Annotated in this window: 25 protein-coding genes; 13 read left to right on the top strand and 12 right to left on the bottom strand. The window is 69.7% G+C overall.

Going from position 1 to position 20,715, the window contains the following annotated elements:
- Positions 1–76: 76 nt before the first annotated feature.
- Positions 77–664, top strand: a complete 588-nt coding sequence (locus N8N77_RS03025; protein WP_261164544.1) for a 3'-5' exonuclease — start codon at positions 77–79, stop codon at positions 662–664.
- 33 nt (positions 665–697) lie between these two features.
- Here the strand turns inward: N8N77_RS03025 and N8N77_RS03020 are convergent, their stop codons facing one another.
- Positions 698–2,251 (bottom strand): peptide MFS transporter, encoded by a 1,554-nt coding sequence (locus N8N77_RS03020; RefSeq protein WP_261164542.1) that lies wholly within the window; start codon positions 2,249–2,251, stop codon positions 698–700.
- 111 nt (positions 2,252–2,362) lie between these two features.
- Here N8N77_RS03020 and ychF point away from each other — a divergent pair, with 111 nt between their 5' ends.
- The gene (ychF, locus tag N8N77_RS03015) at positions 2,363–3,436 is read left to right on the top strand and encodes a redox-regulated ATPase YchF (protein WP_261164541.1); all 1,074 of its coding nucleotides are present in this window, start codon (positions 2,363–2,365) and stop codon (positions 3,434–3,436) included.
- Between the two features lie 46 nt (positions 3,437–3,482).
- Here the strand turns inward: ychF and N8N77_RS03010 are convergent, their stop codons facing one another.
- Complete coding sequence (locus N8N77_RS03010; protein ID WP_261164539.1) at positions 3,483–3,701, bottom strand: hypothetical protein; 219 nt, start codon at positions 3,699–3,701, stop codon at positions 3,483–3,485.
- Between the two features lie 248 nt (positions 3,702–3,949).
- Between N8N77_RS03010 and N8N77_RS03005 the strand changes: the two genes are divergently transcribed.
- Both N8N77_RS03005 and N8N77_RS03000 read left to right on the top strand, forming a co-directional pair.
- Positions 3,950–4,393, top strand: coding sequence for a hemerythrin domain-containing protein (locus N8N77_RS03005; RefSeq protein ID WP_261164537.1), 444 nt, complete (start codon positions 3,950–3,952; stop codon positions 4,391–4,393).
- Positions 4,394–4,507: 114 nt separating this feature from the next.
- Positions 4,508–5,062, top strand: coding sequence for an AAA family ATPase (locus N8N77_RS03000; protein ID WP_261164536.1), 555 nt, complete (start codon positions 4,508–4,510; stop codon positions 5,060–5,062).
- A 207-nt stretch (positions 5,063–5,269) separates the two neighbouring features.
- On the opposite strand, the gene N8N77_RS02995 is transcribed toward N8N77_RS03000, so the two are convergent.
- Complete coding sequence (locus N8N77_RS02995; protein WP_261164534.1) at positions 5,270–6,067, bottom strand: inositol monophosphatase family protein; 798 nt, start codon at positions 6,065–6,067, stop codon at positions 5,270–5,272.
- A gap of 147 nt (positions 6,068–6,214) precedes the next feature.
- Positions 6,215–7,183, bottom strand: coding sequence for a bile acid:sodium symporter family protein (locus N8N77_RS02990; RefSeq protein WP_396652766.1), 969 nt, complete (start codon positions 7,181–7,183; stop codon positions 6,215–6,217).
- A 128-nt stretch (positions 7,184–7,311) separates the two neighbouring features.
- On the opposite strand from N8N77_RS02990, the gene N8N77_RS02985 reads away from it, so the two are divergent.
- Complete coding sequence (locus N8N77_RS02985; RefSeq protein WP_261164530.1) at positions 7,312–7,860, top strand: putative immunity protein; 549 nt, start codon at positions 7,312–7,314, stop codon at positions 7,858–7,860.
- 452 nt (positions 7,861–8,312) lie between these two features.
- Here the strand turns inward: N8N77_RS02985 and N8N77_RS02980 are convergent, their stop codons facing one another.
- Entirely contained in the window at positions 8,313–8,813 is a 501-nt protein-coding gene (locus N8N77_RS02980; RefSeq protein WP_261164528.1) for a hypothetical protein, read from the bottom strand.
- A 315-nt stretch (positions 8,814–9,128) separates the two neighbouring features.
- The gene (locus N8N77_RS02975; RefSeq protein ID WP_261164526.1) at positions 9,129–9,635 is read right to left on the bottom strand and encodes a MarR family winged helix-turn-helix transcriptional regulator; all 507 of its coding nucleotides are present in this window, start codon (positions 9,633–9,635) and stop codon (positions 9,129–9,131) included.
- Between the two features lie 134 nt (positions 9,636–9,769).
- Between N8N77_RS02975 and N8N77_RS02970 the strand changes: the two genes are divergently transcribed.
- The 3 genes from N8N77_RS02970 to N8N77_RS02960 all read left to right on the top strand — a co-directional run bounded on the left by N8N77_RS02970 (position 9,770) and on the right by N8N77_RS02960 (position 11,573).
- Complete coding sequence (locus N8N77_RS02970; protein ID WP_314732503.1) at positions 9,770–10,528, top strand: SDR family oxidoreductase; 759 nt, start codon at positions 9,770–9,772, stop codon at positions 10,526–10,528.
- 139 nt (positions 10,529–10,667) lie between these two features.
- Entirely contained in the window at positions 10,668–10,841 is a 174-nt protein-coding gene (locus N8N77_RS02965) for a hypothetical protein (protein WP_261164522.1), read from the top strand.
- 27 nt (positions 10,842–10,868) lie between these two features.
- Positions 10,869–11,573: an aspartate/glutamate racemase family protein gene (locus N8N77_RS02960; protein WP_261164521.1), complete on the top strand. Its 705-nt coding sequence runs from the start codon at positions 10,869–10,871 to the stop codon at positions 11,571–11,573.
- Between the two features lie 93 nt (positions 11,574–11,666).
- On the opposite strand, the gene N8N77_RS02955 is transcribed toward N8N77_RS02960, so the two are convergent.
- From N8N77_RS02955 to N8N77_RS02945, 3 genes are read right to left on the bottom strand one after another with little or no spacing between them, the layout of a single operon-like run.
- Positions 11,667–12,410: a PepSY domain-containing protein gene (locus N8N77_RS02955; RefSeq protein ID WP_261164519.1), complete on the bottom strand. Its 744-nt coding sequence runs from the start codon at positions 12,408–12,410 to the stop codon at positions 11,667–11,669.
- Positions 12,411–12,466: 56 nt separating this feature from the next.
- Positions 12,467–13,792 (bottom strand): cell wall metabolism sensor histidine kinase WalK, encoded by a 1,326-nt coding sequence (locus N8N77_RS02950; RefSeq protein WP_261164517.1) that lies wholly within the window; start codon positions 13,790–13,792, stop codon positions 12,467–12,469.
- Positions 13,782–14,459 carry a response regulator transcription factor gene (locus N8N77_RS02945; protein WP_261164515.1) on the bottom strand — a complete coding sequence of 226 codons (678 nt, stop codon included), beginning with the start codon at positions 14,457–14,459 and terminating at the stop codon, positions 13,782–13,784. Before N8N77_RS02945 ends, N8N77_RS02950 begins: the two co-directional genes overlap by 11 nt.
- Positions 14,460–14,616: 157 nt before the next feature.
- Between N8N77_RS02945 and N8N77_RS02940 the strand changes: the two genes are divergently transcribed.
- The gene (locus N8N77_RS02940) at positions 14,617–15,276 is read left to right on the top strand and encodes a DUF6357 family protein (protein WP_261164513.1); all 660 of its coding nucleotides are present in this window, start codon (positions 14,617–14,619) and stop codon (positions 15,274–15,276) included.
- A 67-nt stretch (positions 15,277–15,343) separates the two neighbouring features.
- Positions 15,344–15,943 carry a dihydrofolate reductase family protein gene (locus N8N77_RS02935; RefSeq protein WP_261164512.1) on the top strand — a complete coding sequence of 200 codons (600 nt, stop codon included), beginning with the start codon at positions 15,344–15,346 and terminating at the stop codon, positions 15,941–15,943.
- Here the strand turns inward: N8N77_RS02935 and N8N77_RS02930 are convergent.
- Positions 15,932–16,999 carry a hypothetical protein gene (locus N8N77_RS02930; RefSeq protein ID WP_261164510.1) on the bottom strand — a complete coding sequence of 356 codons (1,068 nt, stop codon included), beginning with the start codon at positions 16,997–16,999 and terminating at the stop codon, positions 15,932–15,934. The two genes, N8N77_RS02935 and N8N77_RS02930, sit on opposite strands and share 12 nt — an antisense overlap.
- Before the next feature lie 149 nt (positions 17,000–17,148).
- Between N8N77_RS02930 and N8N77_RS02925 the strand changes: the two genes are divergently transcribed.
- The 3 genes from N8N77_RS02925 to N8N77_RS02915 are packed head-to-tail and all read left to right on the top strand — an operon-like array spanning position 17,149 to position 19,338.
- Positions 17,149–17,514 carry a hypothetical protein gene (locus N8N77_RS02925; RefSeq protein WP_261164508.1) on the top strand — a complete coding sequence of 122 codons (366 nt, stop codon included), beginning with the start codon at positions 17,149–17,151 and terminating at the stop codon, positions 17,512–17,514.
- Positions 17,511–18,827 carry a nuclease-related domain-containing protein gene (locus N8N77_RS02920; protein WP_261164507.1) on the top strand — a complete coding sequence of 439 codons (1,317 nt, stop codon included), beginning with the start codon at positions 17,511–17,513 and terminating at the stop codon, positions 18,825–18,827. Before N8N77_RS02925 ends, N8N77_RS02920 begins: the two co-directional genes overlap by 4 nt.
- Before the next feature lie 49 nt (positions 18,828–18,876).
- Entirely contained in the window at positions 18,877–19,338 is a 462-nt protein-coding gene (locus tag N8N77_RS02915) for an acetyltransferase (RefSeq protein WP_261164506.1), read from the top strand.
- A 21-nt stretch (positions 19,339–19,359) separates the two neighbouring features.
- On the opposite strand, the gene N8N77_RS02910 is transcribed toward N8N77_RS02915, so the two are convergent.
- A complete protein-coding gene (locus N8N77_RS02910) occupies positions 19,360–19,635 on the bottom strand; it encodes a hypothetical protein (protein ID WP_261164504.1) in 276 nt (91 codons plus the stop codon).
- 61 nt (positions 19,636–19,696) lie between these two features.
- Positions 19,697–20,653 carry a YafY family protein gene (locus N8N77_RS02905; RefSeq protein WP_261164503.1) on the bottom strand — a complete coding sequence of 319 codons (957 nt, stop codon included), beginning with the start codon at positions 20,651–20,653 and terminating at the stop codon, positions 19,697–19,699.
- Positions 20,654–20,715: the final 62 nt, after the last annotated feature.

Below are 20,715 nucleotides of genomic sequence, written 5' to 3'. Positions count from 1 at the left end.
CGGCGACACGCCGAGGGGCACGCGCGCTCGCGGCGCGCCGCCGGGGCTGGGCGAGGGACGCGCTGAGAATGGAGCCGTGGGTGTGGACTTCTGCGCGATCGACTTCGAGACGGCCAACTCCTCGCCCGCGTCGGCGTGCCAGGTCGGCCTGGCGCGCGTGCGCGACGGCGCCGTGGTCGAGACGGCCTCGTGGCTCATCCGCCCCGTCTCCGGCCACGACGAGTTCAACGTGTGGAACACACGCATCCACGGCATCACGGCCGATCACGTGGCCGACGCGCGGGGATGGCGCGAGCAGTTCCCGCAGCTGTGCGACTTCGTCGGTGATGACGTGCTCGTCGCGCACAACGCGGGCTTCGACACGGGCGTGCTGCGCAAGGCGACCGCGGTCTGCGGCGACCCGTGCCCGGAGTACCGCTACCTGTGCTCGCTGCAGGTGGCGCGCCGGGTCTACGACCTGCCGTCCTACAAGCTGCCGCTCGCCGCCGAGGCGGCCGGCTTCACCGGCTTCACGCACCACGATGCCGCGGCCGACGCGCTCGCCTGCGCCCACATCGTCATCGACGCCGCGCGCCGCCATGAGGCGTCGGACCTCGACGACCTCGCCGTGCGCATCGGCGTGACCGTGCGCACGCTCGAGGCCGTCCTCGAACCCGTGGCCTGACCCGGATCCGGCCGCGCGGGCCGTGACGCGCGCTCAGTCGCCCGCGGTGTGCACGCCCTCCGCGGCGTCGGCCGCCCGTACCTGGCGTTTCACCCACGGCGCCAGCAGGAACAGCGCCGCCGCGAACACGACCGCGACGACACCCGTCCAGCCGAAGTAGGCGGTGTCGGGCACGTCCTGCGTGACCTGCACCACCTGCGCCGTGATCGCCGTCCCGGCCGCCGGTGCGAGGAACCACAGCCCCATCGCCTGCCCGCGGAACGCGCGCGGTGCGAGCAGCGTCGTGGCGGCGAGCCCGACGGGGGAGAGGAACAGCTCGCCGAGCGTCTGGATGACGTACACACCGATCAGCAGCAGCGCGGGCGTCCGGTCGCCGCCCGCCACGGCGGCGCCGGCGGAGAGCACGAGGAACGAGGCGCCCGCCAGCAGCAGGCCGATCGCGAACTTGTACGGCAGCGCCGGGCGGTCGTGCGTCTTCAGCCACAGCCAGGCGAAGACGGGGGAAAGGATGATGATCGACAGCGGGTTGATCGATTGGAAGAACTCCGGTTGCAGACCCAGGCCGAACACGTTGAGTTCGGTGCGCTCGGCGGCGTACGTGGTCAGAGTGGTGGCGGCCTGTTCGAAGATCATCCAGAAGAGCATGGCGGCCACGAACAGCGGGATGTAGGCGAGCAGGCGATGCCGCTCGGGGTCGGTGACCTTGGGGGAGCGGTACATGACGACGAACGCAGCGACGGGGGCGACGAACGCGGCGTACGAGAGGGCGTCGACGAGCGTGGTCATGCCGAATCCGCCCGTCACAAGCGCGGCGATGACGGTCAGCAGCGCGAAACCGGCCAGCACGATCGCGAACAGCCGGATGACCTTCGGCCACTCGTCGTGCGCGATGGGGTTGGGTGCCACGTCGCCGGCCCCGCCCAGCGCGCGCCGCCCGCCCACATAGAACGCCACCGCGATCGCCATGCCCACCGCCGCCACGAGGAAGCCGGCGTGGTACCCCCACAGCCCGCGCACGAAGCCGACGATGAACGGCGAGAAGAACGAGCCGATGTTGATGCCCATGTAGAAGATCGAGAACGCCGAGTCGCGGCGCTCGTCGTCACGCTCGTAGAGCTCGCCGACCATCGACGACACGTTCGCCTTGAGCAGGCCCGTGCCCACCGCCACCAGCGCAACACCGAGGAACGAGAACGCCGCGCCCGGTATGGCCAGCACGACGTGTCCGCTCGCGATGACGACACCGCCGTAGAGCACGGCGCGCCGCGCCCCGATGATCCGGTCCGCCAGCCACCCGCCCGCGATCGTCAGCAGGTACACCCCGGTGCCGTAGATCGCCACGAGCGCCTGCCCGATGGCGGTGTCCAGGCCGAGGCCGCCCTCCGCCATCTCGGAGGTGAGGTACAGCAGGAGGATGGCGCGCATGCCGTAGTAGCTGAAGCGCTCCCACAACTCGGTGGTGAAGAGGGTGAACAGCCCCAGCGGGTGCCCGAAGAAGCGCCGGTCGTTCCGCACGCGAACAGCCGCGGTCTCTCCCGACCCGATGGGATCGGGGCGTGCGTTGGGCGCCGGCTCGGCTGCGGTCATGCCGCGATGGTCCCACCGCGGTTCCGAATGCGCGAGGGGGTTGCCGGGCGGGTTTCGCCCCTCGCGCACGTGCGGCGGGGCTGCAGGCGCGCCCGCCTAGACTGGACTCCCGTGGCCCTCACCATCGGTATCGTCGGACTCCCCAACGTGGGCAAGTCCACGCTCTTCAACGCCCTGACCAAGAACACCGTGCTCGCGGCGAACTACCCGTTCGCGACGATCGAGCCGAACATCGGGGTGGTCGAGCTTCCCGATCCGCGCCTGGACCGTCTGGCCGAGATCTTCGGATCGCAGAAGATCCTGCCCGCGCCGGTGTCGTTCGTCGACATCGCCGGCATCGTCCGCGGCGCGAGCGAGGGCGAGGGTCTGGGCAACCAGTTCCTCGCCAACATCCGCGAGGCCGACGCGATCGCCCAGGTGGTGCGCGGGTTCTCCGACTCGGATGTCGTGCATGTCGACGGCAAGGTCGACCCCGCCAGCGACATGGAGACGATCAACACCGAGCTGATCCTCGCCGACCTGCAGACCCTCGAGAAGGCCCTGCCGCGCCTCGACAAGGAGGTCAAGGGCAAGAAGACCGACGCGTCGGTGCTCGACGCCGCCAAGGCCGCGAAGGACGTGCTTGACGCGGGCAAGACGCTGTTCCAGGCGGGCTTCGACGTCACGCCGATCAAGGAGCTGGGGCTGCTCACCGCCAAGCCCACCCTGTTCGTCTTCAACGTGGACGAGGGCGTGCTCACCGACGCCGACCGGATGGCGGAGCTGGCCGCGCTCGTGGCCCCGGCGAAGGCCGTCTTCCTCGACGCGAAGGTGGAGTCGGAGCTCATCGACCTCGACGCCGCCGAGGCGCTGGAGCTGCTCCAGTCGCTCGGGCAGGAGGAGTCGGGCCTCGACCAGCTCGCCCGCGTCGGCTTCGAGACGCTGGGCCTGCAGACCTACCTCACGGCCGGGCCCAAGGAGGCCCGCGCCTGGACGATCCGCAAGGGCTGGACCGCGCCGCAGGCCGCGGGCGTTATCCACACCGACTTCGAGCGCGGCTTCATCAAGGCCGAGATCGTCTCCTTCGCCGACCTCGACCGTTACGGCTCGATGAACGAGGCCAAGGCCGCCGGCCGCGTCCGCATGGAGGGCAAGGACTACGTCATGCAGGACGGCGACGTGGTGGAGTTCCGGTTCAACGTGTAGTTCCGGTTCGACATCTGGGGCCGGCCGTGCTTCCTGACAGAGCCAGTCACTCGGCTTGGGTGAACCCGTAGCGCGCTGGATTGGCAAGAACCGTGTCGACCGTGAACATGGCCTGTTCGTCGTTCAGCGCCACACGCTTCAGGACTGCGATTGCCCGCTCGCGATCGCCCGCTGTGATCGCTTGGTCCCACGCGCCAAGCAGATTGGCGGCGGCAAGGCGCTCGTTCACGGTCATCCCGCCGAAGTCCTCACGCTCGCTCGTCATGAAAGCAACCTACGCTCTCGGCACCGATCGCAACGCCAGAGGTTGCTCGGTACCGGAACGTCGTGGAGTTCCGCTCAACGTGTGAATCGAGGCTCTCGCTGGGCCGAGTGAGCGCGCTACGCTGGTCTCAGCGTCGCGTGCCGGTCGCAGTCCGTGTCAGGCATGGAGGCGTGGGACCCGAAGGAGACTGACGTTGATGACGTCACTTCCTTCGCTCTCGTGTGACTGAGGGCGAGAAGACCAGGCTGATGGCCTGGAGTGATGAGTTGCGCCACGTGCACGCGCGATTGCGCAAGGCCTTGGTGGTTACGCAGGAAGCGGTCGCAAGCGGCACACCCGCCCGGCCTGCGAGCCGAGACCTGTTGCTGTTCTGCCATGGCTTCTGCAGCGCTCTCACCGGGCATCACGTGGGTGAAGATGGCGAGCTGTTCCCTGCCATCGCTGCAGAGCACCCGGAACTGCGCGAGACGTTGCGGAAGCTGGAGCAGGATCACTCGATGATCGCGCACCTGGTGGGCGCGCTGCAGATGGCGATCGATGTCGGGTCGTCGCCAGAAGATCTTGCACGGCACCTCGAGGGCATTTCGGCGATCATGGAGAACCATTTCCGCTACGAAGAGCGGCAACTGCTCGCCGTGCTCGAGGCGCTCGCCCTCGATGTCGATCCGGGCCTAGTGCTGGGACCACTCTGAGACGTTATCTGGTGACGCGACGTGGTGGAGTTCCGCTTCAACGTGTGATTCGTGTCTGTCCTAGGCGCTCGCAACGCAGCACGCAGGAGGTGCTCGGCCCCGTAGGGTGAGACCGTGGTCGCCGATGTCATCGTTCTGACTGGTCCTCCGGGCGCAGGCAAGTCGACCACTGCACGCGAGCTTGCCCGCCAGTACGACCGTGCCGTGCATCTGCATACCGATGACTTCTGGGGGTACATCGCAGCCGGCGCGATTCCTCCTTACCTGCCGGAGTCCGAAGAGCAGAACCACACAGTGATGCGAGTGATCCGGGACGCGGCATTCGCATACGCCGAAGGCGGATTCGTCACCGTCGTCGATGGCATCGTGGGGCCGTGGATGGTCAACTACTTCGTGCCGATTGCGAACGGGCAAAAGATCCCGGCGGTTCACTACGTCGTGCTTCGGCCGGGGCGCGATGAGACGCTTCGGCGGGCACAGGGGCGGACGGCGCCGGATGCGTTGGTCGATGCCGAGGCCATCGACTCGATGTGGAAGCAGTTCGAGCACCTCGGGGACTACGAGCGCCACGTCATCGACACGACGGAGCAGTCGTCATCCGAGACAAGAAGCGCTGTGGCGAATGCCATCTCGAGTAAGAAGTGCCTGCTCCGTCCGCGACCTTCCTGAACGCCGCAACGGCGTGTCCGTGCCGACGAGTGGTTAGCGCCACTACGAGCTCTCGTATCGAGAAGCGGGCCCTGCGGCACCAGCTGGAGGACATCAAGCCGCTGCAGTCAGCCTGAGCGCCGCTTGTCGGTTGCGTGGTCGAAGTGTGCGCCCCGTCGGATGGACGTGAACACCGTGACCGCGCGCGTCGGCGGCATGACGGAGCGATCAGCGCAGCCGATCGATGTGAGGTGAGAGATGCTTCAGGACGGAGCGGTGCACGTCTTCATTGGCACTGATCACGGCGCCGTCGGCGAGGTGCAGCGGTTCCCCGTTCAGCGCGGTGATGACACAACCGGCAGCCGCAGCGATGGCGATCCCCGCTGCGAAGTGCAGGTCATCGCGAAGCGGTCCATCGGTGACGTAGGCGGCACGGCGACAGGCGGCCACCCACGCAACGCCCAGCGTCGAGGACAGGACGCGAGGTGCGAACTCGGACCGGAACGCAAGGTCGATCACGAGCTGGGCGCTTACCGATTGCTCGTGGCGCGGCCGGTCCGCGTTGATTTCCACCAATCGTGACGTGTCCGTCGGATGGAGCGGATGGTCCTCGCCGTCTCGTCGGACAAAGGCGCCCCGTCCTCCGTCAGTCCAAAACACCTCGCCCGACACGGGTTCCGCGGAGGCTGCCACGGAGGTTCTGTCGTCGACGACGAGTGCCACGTTCACAGCGGCAAGTGGGGTTGAAGCGGCGAAATTAAGGGTTCCGCAGAGCGGATCAACAAGCCACCGCCGAGCCGCACCGTCTGCTCCGGCGTGCCCGAGTTCCTCACCCAGGACAGCGTCATTTGGCCGATGCGCGTGCAGGACGGCCCGAATCGCCTTCTCGGAATCGATGTCGGCCCGAGTAGCGAAGTCCGTCGCCGACTTGGCGATCCGTTCTGGTTCGCGCCCGTACGCACGTCGAATGACCGCAGCGCCTGCCTCTGCCGCTGCGATGCAGGTCTGTGCGTCTGAGAGTCGCATGTGGCGACCGTACTTCGCCGGCCCAGACGGTGCGGCCGGACACGGCGTCACATCGGGATAACGAGACGCACCCAAGCCCGGCACGGCGAGGTGATCGTGACGTTGGTTCTCTGCGGAAGGAGGCCGGCGAGATCGAGGCCGCCGTGCTCACTCGTCCGTGACGGGGCGGCGTCCCATGATCAGGGCGAAGATCGCCCCGGACAGGTTGTGCCAGACCGAGAACACGGCGGCCGGCAGCGCCGCGAGCGGCGAGAAGTGCGCGGCGGCCAGCGAGGCGGCGAGCCCCGAGTTCTGCATGCCGACCTCGACGCTGATCGCCCGTCGCTCGCGCTGGGTCATGCGCAGTCCCCACGCGGCGAGGTAGCCGAGCAGCAGGCCGAAGCCGTTGTGCAGGAACACGGCGAGGAAGACGAGCAGGCCCGCCTCGACGATCTTGTCGGCGCTGCCCGCGACGACGGCCGCCACGATCAGGGCGATCGCGATCGTCGACAGCCACGGAAGCGCGGGCTGCGCGCGCTCGACCCAGGTGCGCAGCAGGAGCCGGACCACCAGGCCGGCGACGACCGGCAGCAGCACGGTCTGCAGGATCGACATCATCATCGACGCGAACGGCACGGCGAGGAACTGCCCGGCCAGCCACAGGGTCAGCAGCGGCGTGAGCACGGGCGCGAGGAGCGTCGAGCAGGTCGTGACCGTCACCGACAGCGCGGTGTCGCCGCGCGAGAGGTACGTGACGACGTTCGACGCCGTGCCGCCCGGGGCGCAGCCGACGAGGATCACGCCGGCGGCGAGCTCGGCGGGGAGCTGAAGCGCGAGAGCGATGAGCCACGCGGTGAGGGGCATGATGAGGTACTGCAGCACCACGCCGATCGCCACCATCCACGGGCGCTTCAGGATTCGCGTGAAGTCGGGGAGGGTGAGCGTCAGGCCCATCCCGAACATCACCACGCCGAGCAGCCACGGCACCGCCTGCCCCAGCGGAGCGACGGCGTCCGGCAGCACGAACCCGATGACACCGGCGACGATCACGAGAATGGGGAAGACCGTGACGGCGAGCCGTGCGGCGCGATCGGCAGTGGGGGAGGCGACGTCCGGGACGCTCCGGGTGGTGCTCATCATTCATGACTATCAGATCCCGGCCGCGCGACGCGCAATCTGCACACTTCGCGCGTCGCGGTCGCGCTGTCGTTGAGCGAAACGCACGAGTGTGGCGCGCCGAGCGCCGCCGCCGCGAGAATCGACCCGTGACCTCGATCCAGACCCTCAGCGACTCAGACCGCCGCGTGATCGCTCGTTGGGCGGCCGCGTGCGCGCAGCGCGTGCTGCCGCTCTTCGACGGCGACGCCGACGCGCGATCGCTGCTCGAGGACGCGATCGTTCGCACCCGCGCGTACAGCGAGGGGCGCGGAACGGCCGCCGAGGAGATCCGCAAACGACTGGTCGGCGTGAAGGCCGCCGGTGCGGCGATGACGCCCGCCGGGGCGGCTGCGGCGCGCGCCGCCGGGCAGGCCGCGGCCGTCGCACACATGGGCGCGCACGCCCTCGGCGCCGCTGCCTATGCGGCGAAGGCGGTCTCGCTGGCGGAGCCGGGGAGGCCCGAGGCGGTGCAGGCGGAGATCCGCTGGCAGCTGGCGGATCTGTCGGACGGGGAGCGCGAGGTGCTGCGGCGGCTGCCGCCGCTGGGCGCGGATGGTGCCGGTCCGCTCGGTGCGGGACTGCTCTCCCGCGGCATCCTTGGGGCGACGATCCAGCGGATTCAGGCGGCCGTGGGGTCCGCGTCCGTCCCGTCCTAGGGTGGCTCAGTCGTCGGCGACCGGTTGTTGCGGTGCGGCGGACGGCGAGGCGGGACGGTGCGATCAGGTCGGGCGGCGCTCCGTCGCCAGGCCGAGGCTGACCGCGCCCTCGCATGACTGCAGAGCGCCTGCGTAGCGTCCAGCGACGAAGAACGGCTTGTTGCACGACGGCTTCGTAACGCGTCCCGCGGCCTCCTTCACGAGCTTCAGATAAGCGCGGATCGAGGCTTCGTGGCGCCCTTGCTCGCGCGAGGCGTCCGCCATAAGCGCGCGGCGAATCCGGCTGTGTCGATGCCTGCAGGAGCGACTCGGCCTCACGGATGCCGCCCCGCAAGGCCTCCAAAGCGTCGCGCGCCTCGTCGTCGCGGTGGACGTCACGGAAACCCTCGATGTCGTCGATGACGGGAAGGAGTGATTCCGGGTTGGTCTGCCAGCCCGAGTCGACCACGCAGTCAGATGTCGGAGAAGTCGTTGCCCCACTGGATTTCTGTGACGATGTCGCCGTCGAGCGTGAAGAGGAAGTACTCCCGCCCCACCTCGCCCGGTCGCGTCAGTGACCGCGTGCCCTCGACGTCGCGCGGCTCGGAGCCGAGGTAGTCAAAGACGCCGTCGCCGTCCGCGTCCCACTGGTCCCATCCGCCGGCGGCCAGCACCTCCTGTCGCGACGCGCCGACGGCGAGCCCGGCCCGCGTCCGGATCGGCACCCCGCCCACCGCGGCCTCGTCGATGGAGAGGAAGGCATGGCCGGCCTCATCGACGCCCACGCTCACGCCGTCGAAGTGCGACAGCCTGTACCAGACGGCGTCGCCGTAGGGCTCCTTCACTTCCTCCACCTGCGGGTTCGCACCCGTCAGTGATTCGAAGAGTGAGACGACGCCGGCGCCGTCCTCGAAGCCGATCTCTCGCGTGGAGGACCCGTCGTCGTATTGAATGACGTCGAGTGAAACGATCAACTCGGCGTCGGCCGCGGGAAAAGACGGAGTCGGGGTCTCGGGGCGAGGTGTGGTGACGTTCGGGGAGTGGGCGGTGGATGGCGCGTCCGCGTCGGTCGGTGCGAGTGAAGCGCAACCAGTCAGTACAGTCGCGGCGGCCACGAGAAGCGGTGCGTACGGGCGCATGTGCTCAACGTACCGGCTCGGCACGCCGTGATCGACCAGGAGCCTCGGCGGCGCCCCGGCCGGACGGTTTCCGGTTTCCGTCTTCCGGCGCGCGGGCGATGATGGGGGAGGCTGGTGAGTGGTCGGCCACGCGGCGTGGTTGCCGTCTTTTCAACGCGTCGCCCCCGAGGAGACGGGCGGCGTCCACGTTCCCGTGGGGTCGATCGCCGCGTTGATCGCGCGGCTGATGGCACCGAGCTGGCGGACCTGTGCCTCGCTGAGCGGTTCGAAGACGAGCCTCTCGACGAGGGCGTGGTGTGCAGGCGTCGACTGCTGCAGCAGATCGTGTCCGTCGTCGGTGAGTATGGCGAGCGAGACGCGACCATCGTCAGGGTCGACCTCGCGCCGCACCAATCCCCTCTTCTCCAGGCGCGTGACCGCGCGGGACAGACGCGAGAGCGTGCAGTTCGCGTAGCCGGCGAGCGTGCTCATCCGCAGCGTACGGTCGGGCGCCGTACCGAGGGCGAACAACAGTCCGTGCTCGAAGTGGGTCAGGTCGCTGTCACGCTGCAGCTGGGCGTCGAGGGCCGCAGGCAACCGTTCGAGGAGCGTGGCGACGGCCGCCCACACCTCCAGGCGTGCGGCGTCAAGGCCGGCAGGCAGCGAAGGGTGTGTCATGAGTCGATCGTACCGTTGCTTGCTCAGGAAAGTAACGTGGTCTAGGGTTACTTGCCCAGGCAAGTATCGGTACGCGGGGCGCCGCCGCGGGAACGGACGAGATGGATCTGCAGCTCGAAGGAAAGACGGCATTCGTGAGCGGGTCGACGCAGGGGATCGGCTTCGCGATCGCCTCGGCGCTCGCCAAGGAGGGAGTGCGCGTGATCGTCAACGGACGCACGCGGGACCGAGTGGAGGAGGCCGTGGCGAGGTTGCGTGCGGCCCATCCCTTCGCCAACCATGGCGGTCTCGCGGCGGACTTCGCGCGGCCCGAGGACGTCGCCCGTCTGCTCGACGACCTGGAACCCGTCGACATTCTCGTGAACAACGTCGGCCTGTTCGGCTTGGCGGACTTCGACGCGATCCCAGACGAGGAGTGGGCACGGTACCTCGACGTCAACCTCATGAGCGGGGTGCGCCTGTCGCGCCGCATCCTCCCGGGGATGCTCGAGAGGGGATGGGGTCGAGTGCTGTTCATCAGCAGCGAGTCGGGAGTGAACGTCCCCGCCGATATGGTGCACTACGGCGTCACGAAGGCGGCGATGATCGCCCTCGGCAACGGCCTCTCGAAGCTCACGAAACGCACGGGTGTCACCGTCAACACGGTGCTGGGTGGGCCGACGTACTCCGACGGCGTCGCTGCCACGGTGGAGTCGATCGCCGACATGGAGTCCGCCCCCGTCGAGACGATCAAGGCGGCGATCATCGGCCAGAACGCGACCACGCTCCTCGAGCGCTTTCTCGAGCCCGACGAGGTGGCCCACCTCGTCACATACCTCGCGAGCCCCCGGGCATCCGCCACCAACGGTGCGGCCATACGTGCGGACGGCGGTGTCCTCACCGCCATGCTGTAACGCCCCGGACGAACGTGCCCCTGCTCGGATGGCGCACCCCACGCGGAACGCGCCGAAGCGCTGGAAGGGGAGGGGCGACGCGAGCGCTTCGGCGGGCGAGTTCGCGGGCGTGAGAGTACCGTGAGGCGCAGGAGGCGCCATGTCGAGCGAAGAGCACATTGAGCCGGGATCGCCGATCGACCTTGCGATCGAGCGCGCGCTGCGCGAGGCGCACCTGCGCGCCGGTGGGACGACGGAGACGGTGACGGCCGCCGTGGTCGAGGACCGCGAGCCGAGCGCGATCGATTCGGGTGATGGCGCCGACGCCGATTAGCGGGCTTGGGCGCGATAGCGTCGTGCCGTGAAGAAGATCGGCCTCATCGGCGGGATGAGCTGGGAGAGCTCTGCTCTCTACTACCGACTGATCAACGAGGGCGTGCGGGATCGCCTCGGCGGTCTGCACTCGGCGCGTTGCGTCATGGGGTCCGTGGACTTCGCCGAGATCGAGCGCATGCAGACCGCGGGCGAATGGGCGGCCGCAGGAGAGTTGCTCGCGCGAGAGGCGCGCTCGTTGGAGGCGGCCGGCGCCGAGCTCATCGTGCTCTGCACGAACACGATGCACAAGGTGTCGGGCCACATCGAGAACGCGGTCGGCGTCCCGTTCCTCCATCTCGTCGACGTCACCGGGGAGGCGATCCTGGAGGCCGGGCTGTCGAAGGTCCTGCTGCTCGGTACCCGCTTCACGATGGAGGAGGCGTTCTACCGCGAGCGGATGGACGCGAACGCGGTGCAGACCATCGTCCCCAACGCAGACGGGCGGGCGACGGTGAACCGGGTGATCTACGACGAGCTCGTGCTCGGCGTCGTGAGCGACGAGTCTCGGCAGGCGTTCCGCGGCATCATCGAGGACGGCGTCGCCGAGGGAGCCGAGGGCGTCATCCTCGGGTGCACCGAGATCGAGCTGCTGATCGGGGAGGAGGACGTGTCCGTCCCCGTCTTCGCCTCGACGACCCTGCACGCCGCCGCCGCGGTCGACTTCGCGCTCGCCGGGGGCCGGCGTCGCTGAACCCCTGACGGTCCGGGATGGGAAGCAGCGAACGAGCGCTGAACGAGACGAGGGGCCGGTGCCACGACACCAGCCCCTCGTCGTGTCCGCGGATCAGTCGTCGGTGTCGCGCGACTCGATCGCGAAGTCGGTGGTGAGGTCGAGCTCGACCGTGCGGCCGTCGCCCGTGAGCACGGTGACGTCGTACGGCGTGCGCCCGTCGTCGCTGCCGAGCTCGATGATCGTGCCCTCCGTGTCGGCGAGCGCCGCCTCCACGAGCGAGGTGATCGTGTCGGCGTCGAGCACGTGCTCGGGGGTGCGGTCGTCGCCGTCGGCCGCCTCCGTGGCGACGACCTCGGCGGTGCCGTCGGGCGTGACGCGCACCTCCGACTCGTCGCCCGCGGCGGTCTCGAGCTGCACCTCCCACGTGCCGTCGCGCTCGGCGTCGATGCTCACGACGTCGCCCTCGGCTGCGGCACGCGCCGCCTCGGCGATGTCGACGATCGCCGGCGCGGTGTCACTGCCGTAGGGCGTCGCAGCCGCGGCGGAGTCGTTCGAGTCGGCCCCGTCGCGGTCGTCACCGTCGCGGTCATCGTCCGCCGACCCCGCGTCGCCCTCCTGCGAGGAGCTGGCCACGTGATCGTCATCGTCGTCGTCGACGTCGGCGAGCGCCGCGCCGGCCGCGACGCCGCCGCCGGCGAGCAGCGCGGCGGCGACCACGCCGCCGGCGATCCACAGGCCGCGCTTGCGGCGCGGTTTCGTCGGTGCGGAAGCCCGCTCGACGGCGGGTTCGGTCGTCGCCGGAGTGGCCGGCTCGGGGCTGGCGTGAGTCTGGGGTGTGTTGTCGTGATCGCTCATGATCCGATGGTGCATCGAGGGTGCTGAAGCGGGTCTGAAGCGTCCTGAAGACCTCTTCAGGACGCCGCCGGGAGCGTCATGGTGAAACGCGCGCCGCCCCAGCGGGACTCGTCCACCGCCGCGGTGCCGCCGTGTGCCGTGGCGATCCCCTGCACGATCGCGAGGCCGAGCCCGCTCCCGCCGGCATCGCGCGCGCGGGCCTCGTCGAGGCGCACGAAGCGCTCGAACACCCGCTCACGTTCGGCCGCCGGGATGCCCGATCCGTCATCCTCCACCGTCAACACCACCCGGCCGCCGTGCTGTCGGGTCGAGATCGCGATGCGACCCGCCGCGTGCCGGGAGGCGTTGTCGCAGAGGTTCCGCAGCAGCTGGGCCATCAGCCGCCCGCTCCCGGTCACGCGCGCCGCCCCGATGCCGGACGCGTCGACGTGAAGGCCCTGCGCGCGCAGTCGCGCGGCCTCGGCGAGAGCCAGGTCGTCGACATCGACGGTCTCCGCCGCCTCCTCGGCGCCCTCGCTGAGGCGGGCGAGCAGCAGCAGCGCGTCGACGATGCCCTGCAGGCGCAGCCCCTCCTCGTGCACGACCTCGGCCAGCTCGGTCACCGACGTGATCCCGGGGTGCGCCTGGGCGAGCTCCGCGTGCTGACGGATCGTCGCGAGCGGCGAACGCAGCTCGTGAGAGGCGTCAGAGACGAAGGCACGCTGCGCCCGCGCGGAGCGGTCCAGCCGATCCAGCATGGCGTTCATCGTGCGTGCGAGCGCCGCGATCTCGTCGGAGGATTCGGGCACGGGCACCCGCCGTTCCAGGTGCTCGGCGGTGATGCCGTCGACCTCGCGGCGGATTCGCGTGACGGGGCGCAGCGCACGCCCCGTGACGATCCAGGTTGTCGCGGCGACGAGCGCGACGACGACGGGCACGGCGACGGCGAGCATGACCGCGACCGTGGCGAGGGTTTCGAGTTCGTCGTCGATCGGAATGCCCACGACGACGTGGCCGGCGCCACCCGTGCCGCCCCCGCTCTCGACGCTCTCGGAGACGAGCAGCACGGCGTCGTCGTCGAGCATCACGACCGCGGGATCATCGACCGGCGGCAGCCGCAGGCCTTGCGCGTCTTCTGCGGCGGCGAGCACGGTGCCGGCACCGTCCACGACCTGCACGAGCTCGTCGTCCAGCCCCGACACTGCGTCGACGCCGTCCGACTCGACCGCCGAGACGAGCTGCTCGGCGCGGGTCTCCGCGCCACGCTCCGCCGTCGCGAGCACGTTCCCACGCAAGACGAAGAAGAACGCGACCGCGCCCACGGCCAGCGCCACCGCCACCACGATCGTCGCGCCGAGCGTCGTTCGCGCGCGCACCGACCCCCATGCCCGTTTAGCCGCCATCGGCCGCCAGACGATAGCCGACCCCGCGGATCGTCTCGATCGCCGCCCGGTCGAAGGGCCGGTCGAGCTTGCGGCGCAGATGACCCACGTACACCTCGACGATGTTCGGATCTCCCTCGAAGTCGTCGTTCCAGACCCCGGCGATCAGGTCGCGCTTGGACACGACGTCGCCCCGATGCCGGATGAGGTGCTCGAGCACGGCGAACTCGCGCGCCGTGACGGGGATCTCGGTGTCGCCGCGCCAGACGCGATGAGAGGCGGGGTCGACGCGCAGGTCGCCCGCCTCGTGTACGACGGGCCGCTCGACCGCGCCGCGGCGGATCAGGGCGCGCAGCCGCGCGACGAGCACCGCGAACGAGAAGGGCTTCGTCACGTAGTCGTCGGCCCCGTTCTCGAACGCCTCCAGCTGATCCCACTCGCCGTCCTTCGCCGTGAGCATGAGCACGGGCGTCCAATTGCCCTCGGCGCGCAGGGCCGCGCAGACCTTCCAGCCGCTCATGCCCGGCATCATCAGATCGAGCGCGATCGCGTCGTACGCCGTCTCGCGTGCGCGCCACAGCCCATCCACGCCGTTGTGTGCGACGTCCACGGCGAATCCCTCGGCCTCGAGACCGCGCCGCACGCCCTCCGCGAGACGCTCCTCGTCATCGACCACCAGGATCCGCATGCGCCCAGTGTGGCGGAGAAGCGCTGAACCCGGGCTGAAGCACGTGTGATGCGTCGCGCGGATCCGGCGCGGGGGTGACCGCGGCGGGCCGCGAATGCGACGATACGAACGCGCAGTCCCCAGGCGGGCGGGGGCGAGGAGAAGGCGAGGCGACGTGATGAGGCGATACGAACCGGGTCCGAGGCAGTTCCTCTTGGGCGACGGCGGCGGCCGGGAGCAGCAGTGCTCCGCCGACGACGCCCAGCAGGCGTATGACGCCTTCCGTGCCTTCTTCGATGAGCTGCGGGCCGACGGGGCGACGATGCTCTCGATCGAGGATCCGGCCGCGGAGGAGGGGCTCGCGCTGATGCTCGGCAGCGGAGTCGCCGTGCGGATCCGCGGAGGTGAGGACGCGCGGACCGAATACTCGCGTGTGGAACCAGCGAACCGGTTCGGCGCCTTCGCCATGCGGTTCTTCGAGGGCGGCTTCGACGGGCTGTCGTTCCTCGGGGAGTGGTACGCCGAGGCCGCGGAGCTCGACGCCTCGCCGGAGGATCGCGGCGAGCGGCGCGCCGCCGCCGCCTCGACCGAACGCGAGGCGCTCGACGAGGTCCTCGCCATCTGGCACGATGCTGGATACATCGACCCGAGCGATCGGTACTACGTGTTCTTCGACAGTCACACGCTGGCGGAGCCGCGGGCGGATCGCGCGGCGCTCCTGACGCTGATCGAGAAGCTCGGCCTGCAGCGCGTCGACCCGCCGGCCGGCGCGACCGAGGGCGAGGTGTGGGTGCTCCGCGACCCCCGGATCGACGCGGAGCTCGAGAGCCGGTCCTGACAGCCGTCGGCACCGAGCGGCACCGCGGGCCGTTGTGTCGCCGCGGGTTCGCGGCCACGATGTGCTCATGGGCACCCTCAGTTTCACCGCGACCGTCTCGCTCGACGGCTACGTGGCCGACGCGAGCGGCGACTTCGGGTGGTCGACTCCGAGCGATGAGGTCTTCCGCTTCCACGTCGAGCGGATGTCGGCGGTGTCGACGGAGGTGCTGGGCCGGCGCACCTACGAGCTGATGCGGTACTGGCTCACCGATCCGGACGACGGGTCGTGGAGCCCCGACGAGCACGAGTTCGCGCGGCGGTGGAGAGGGCTGGACCGGGTGGCCGCGTCCTCGACGCTGGAGCAGGGCGCCGTCGCCGCCGATGGCGCTCGCCTCGTCCGGCGGCTCGGACTCGCCGAGCTGGAGCAGATCGTGCACGATGCCGCGGGCGAGGTCGAGATCTTCGGACCCACGACGGCCGCCGCCGCGATCCGGGCGGGCGTGGTCAACGACTACCGGTTCTTCATCGTCCCGCAGACGATCGGCGGGGGCGTGAGCGCGCTGCCCGAGGGGGCGCAGCTGGATCTTCGCCTCGTCGAGCACCGGGTGTTCGCCAACGGCACCATCTACGCGCACTACACCTCGCCGGCCGCAGCCGACGCGTGGCGGACGCGATCAACCCGATGAGCGCAGGCCGCGGAGTGCCGCTTGGGGCCGATGGTGCCAGCGACGATCGCTGCTCGTCGTCCGAAGGGCAGCGAGCCTCTGAACCAGCGGCATGTGCGCCGCCGGTACCCGCAGCACGCCGTGGAGCAGCGTGAACGCGAGAAGGGCGATGAAGCCCGAGAGGAGCTTGTCCACGATCGACGTGACCACGTTGGCGGCAAACACCGAGGCCACGAACGGGACCTGCAGCGCCTCCAGGGAAAGCACCGCCTGCTCGGACGCGTGGCCGTGCCCGCCGTGGAACGCCGCGACGACGATGGGGGCCGCGACGAGAGAGCATGCGAGGGCCGTGAGCACGTTCAGCGAGACGAAGCGGGAGAGGCTGGCTCCCAGGTCGAGGCGACGGACGGCGTAGCCCCACACGAGAGCGCCGATCACGTTCACGGGAGTGAATGGGAGGGTGTGGAGATCTCCCGTGAGAAACCCCAGGCTGTTCGTCGCGACGGCGACCGCGGCGCCGTGCCAGGGCCCGAGGACGAGAGAGGCGATCGCCGTGCCCACCATGTCGAGGTAGACGGTGAGCCGAAAGAGCCCCGCGACAAAGAGGCCGAGGAGGTTCACGGCCACCGCGCACAGCAGGAACAGCAGCATGGCGGCGGAGGGGAGCGCCGCGGGGCCGCGATCGGCGAGGTCGGGGGCGGAAGGCAGCTGTGTCGCGGCGTCACCGGCGCCTCGACGGTGGGCTTCAGCCGCCCTGCGCGCTGCCTGGCTGCGCCGCACCCACGCTTGCGCCTCCTCGTCCGACGCGCCCAGGCAGAGCACGATGTCGCGCAGCAGGTCGGCGTCGAGCCGCGCTCTGCCGGTGCGGAACGCGTTGTACACCGTCGAGCGCGCCGGGGCGGCCGCTGCGGGGCGGATCCCGCGCTCCAGCCGGCGTTCCGTGATGCGACGCACGAGTTCGGCGTAGGAGACCGGACCGGCCTGCTCCCGGAGCGTCTGCAGGTCGCGGGCGATCTCATCGAAGGGGCCGGGGGACATGAGCTCCGAAGCGGTCCCGGGCTGCCTCTCGCGCGTCATCATTCCCCTCCCGTATCGGTGGCACGCCCACTGTCTGATCGCGATGCTCAGACTACTGAAGCTGCCGCGCTGTCCAGAGTTGTTCCAAAACGGCGGAGGGCCACCGCCCGACGCGCGGTTCGGCGCGTCGGGCGGCCACGATTGGTGGAATGCAGCATTCACCGATCTACACCACCGAACCCATGGTGACGCGCGCGCTCGCCGCCGAGATCCGCCACGACGCTTCGCGATTCCTCGAGCTTCTTTATGCTCGCAGCGGCGAGGCCACCTTCGGGCGGCTGCAGACGGTGACCTGTGAGGCCGAACAGAACATCGATGTGAAGCTGGAGTTCGACCGAGAAGGATCCAGCCCGTACAGGGTCGGCATCGAGGGCGCCTATCTCGCCAAGGGTTATACGGACGGCTGGGCCATCGGGCCGAAGACCGAGAAGGTCGGCGTGGAGGGCCTCGACGAACTCGCGCGGATCACGGCGGAGGTCTTCGACCGCTGGTATGCCGCTGAGACGGCCCGATGACCCCCCGCACCCGGCGCCGTCCGTTCGTGCTCGTCCTTCGAGTCGCGCTGTCCGCGGCGATCGCGCTGACGACGGTGATCCTCGACCAGCTCTGGATGAGGGCGGGGGACGGCATGGCGGTCCCCGGAGTGATCGTGGGCTCCGCCACGACCGTGCTTCTCCTGGTGGGGCCTCCTTTGCTCTGGAGCCTCGTCCCCTATCTGCTCCTGGTGGCCATCAACGTGCTCATGACGTTGCTGTTTGCGGGGATTGTCGCCGGCACCCCCGCGGCGGGCATGGGCACTGTGGTCGCACTGCAGTGGGTATGGGCTGCCCTCGGCCTGGCACTGCTCGTCGTCGTGCCGCTCGAGCGGCGCCAGCGCGAGAACGCGCGCTGGGACGCCTATGCCGATCAGCTGATGCACGAGCGCGCGGCGGCGGAGCAGGAGGCCGTCACGAGGGCGCGGCGTGCGGAGCTCGCATACGCCGCGGAGGTCGAGCGCCTCAAGAACGCGACCGAGAGGGCGAGTGCGCCGGGGGAGATGACCGGCTACGAGCCTCGAGTCCTCGAAGCGATCACGCTCGTGCGACCTGCGCACATGCACGGCGAGCCCGGTGCGGGGCTGAGCGGCTCAGGCTTCGAGGAAGCGCGCGTGAAGCGGGGTCAGGAGGGGGAGCTGAACCTCGCCAAGGCGCTCCAGATGCGCGGACTGCACGAGCGCTTCGCCTCGTTCTGGTCGGTGCACATGCCCGACGAAGCGATCGGGGCGAGCGCGGTCTTCCAGACCGACGTCGACTGCGTCCTCGCGACCGGCTCGACGCTCTGGCTGGTGGATGTGAAGAACTACCGCCAAGGAGGCGTCATCTGGAGGGTGGACCACCAAGCGGACGGAACCCCGTTCTTGTGCGCCATCGACCGGCAGACCGGGGGCTATGTCGGCCCCCGCGCTCGCGAGATGAGCCACAACATGCGGATGGCCGCGGAGCGATTCGCGACGCGCTTGAAGCGGTCGGGGCTGAGCCTCGACGTGAAGCCGGTCGTGGTGATGATGCCGCAGGATGACGGCTTGGGAACGATCGAGGACATCTTCTATCCCGGTGGCATCCCCGCGGTCGGCCTGCCGGTGCTGCTCGAATGGCTGAGCGCGGAACCCGCCTTCCAGCCGGAAGGCGATGAAGGCACTCTGCTGACCGCGATCCTCTCCTCGTTGCTGAAGGAGGAAACAGGATCCGCCATCATCCCCGACAGCTTCATGGGGCGGGACGCGGCCAACGCCGAGTACGCGAGGATCTTTGATAACGAGCGTCACGAGGGTGATCCCGGCGTCTCGTGACCCTAATGCGGGCCCACCGGAGCCTCGTGCGCCTCGTAGCATCGTGCAAGTGAAGGACGAAGTGCTGATCCGGCACTCACGCGGCGAAGAGGAGTACCCCGCGCTCGTGGAGATCTGGCGAAGCGCCGTCATCGCCACCCATGATTTCCTCGCCAAGGAGCACTTCGCGGCGATCGAGCGGCGCCTGGCGAAGGACTACCTGCCCCACGTGAGCCTGGTGGTCGCCGAGCGTGACGGGGCGCCGGTGGGGTTCGCCGGCACGGACGAGGGCAAGCTCGAGATGCTGTTCGTCCACGCGCAGAGCCGCGGCGCGGGAATCGGTCGGATGCTGCTGAAGCACGTCATCGCGGAGAACGGCGTGAACGCCGTGGACGTCAACGAACAGAACGAGCAGGCGGTGGGCTTCTATGCCCATGCAGGCTTCGCCGTGACGGGCAGGAGCGCCGTGGACGGCGAAGGCTGGCCGTACCCCCTGTTGCACATGCGTCTCACCGGTCGCGCCGACGGATGACCGTGCAGAGCGTCCGAGGCCTCAGCGCTGCGGGAGCGGCGGCCGCGCCCCGGGGGTGATCCGCCGCAGACAGGCGAGACTCACCGCCTCATCGACGCTGACGAGTTCCCAGCCCCGACCCTCCAGCACCTCGACGGCCGACAGCACGGTATCCATCATCTGGTTCCGGTACCGCGCCACGAGTTCCTTGCTGTGCCAGACGACCACATAGCGGAACGGGTACCCGTCGCCCGTCCAGCGACCCTCGAGCACGTCCTTGGCCGGGATCATCCGTGCCGGGCGCTTCTCATTCGCCATGGTCCCGACCCTATCGGCCGCTACCGCCGCGCACACGCATGCAACCGCGGGGTGCGCGTGCTCAGCGGCTCTCGCTCGCCGGCAGCGAGGCCTCGCGCACGCGGCGCTCCATCCGCTGGGCCGCGACGATGAGCTCCTCGGGGCCGACGATGCGGAAGGCGGCGTCGAAGCGCAGGATCGAGGCCAGCAGGCCCGTCCACGACCAGGATCCGGTCCTCACGCGGGTGCTGCCGGGACCGATCGGCTCGACCTCGCCGTCGTGGATCCAGGGGGTTACGTGCCGCGCCGGCAGATCGATCTCCACGGTCCCCACGCACGGCCACGCATCAGCGTTCGTCGCGCCCTTGAAGCGCGCGGACACGAACGATCGCGGATCGCCCGTCGGCACCGGACGCGACGCGAACGCGGGTCCGATGGGGCGGCGCGGCGCGAGGCAATCCAGACGGAAGATGCGCCAGTCCTCCCGGTCGAGGTCCCACGCGACCAGGTACCAGCGTCCGCCCTGGGCGACGAGTCCGTGCGGCTCGGTGCGGCGCGGCGGTCCGTCCGCTTCGCCGTAATCGAAGCGCAGGGTCATGCCGCGCCGCACGGCCTCGCTCACCGCTTCGAGCACCTCGGCGGCAACCGACGGCGGGGGTGCGTTGTCCTCGAAGCGGACGCCGTCGATGCGGTGCCGCAGGTGCGACGGCATGACCTGCTGCACGGTGGCGAGGGCACGCTGCGCGGCTTCCTCGATGCCGACACCGGTCGCCGCGGCGCTGCGCAGCGCGATCGCGATGGCGACGGCCTGCTCGTCGTCGAAGCGCAGCGGCGGCAGTTCGGCGCCGGCCTGCAGCCGGTAGCCACCGTCCGGCCCCTTCAGCGCGTGGATCCGGTAGCCGAGTTCGCGCAGCCGGTCCACGTCCCGCCGCACCGTTCGCGTCGTGACGCCCAGCCGGTCGGCTAGCGTCCGGCCCGGCCAGTCGCGCGGCACCTGGAGCAGCGACAGCAGCGTGAGCATGCGGGCGGTGGTCTCCATGACCCCAGTCTCTCGCAGTAGAGGACTTCCGCTGTCCTCTACCTTCGCGATGATCGCGAGGA

Source organism: Microbacterium sp. Marseille-Q6965, assembly GCF_946151065.1.
Lineage (GTDB): Bacteria > Actinomycetota > Actinomycetes > Actinomycetales > Microbacteriaceae > Microbacterium.
Note: the sequence above shows the minus strand (reverse complement) of the source record. Positions and strands in the feature narration are given on the sequence as shown.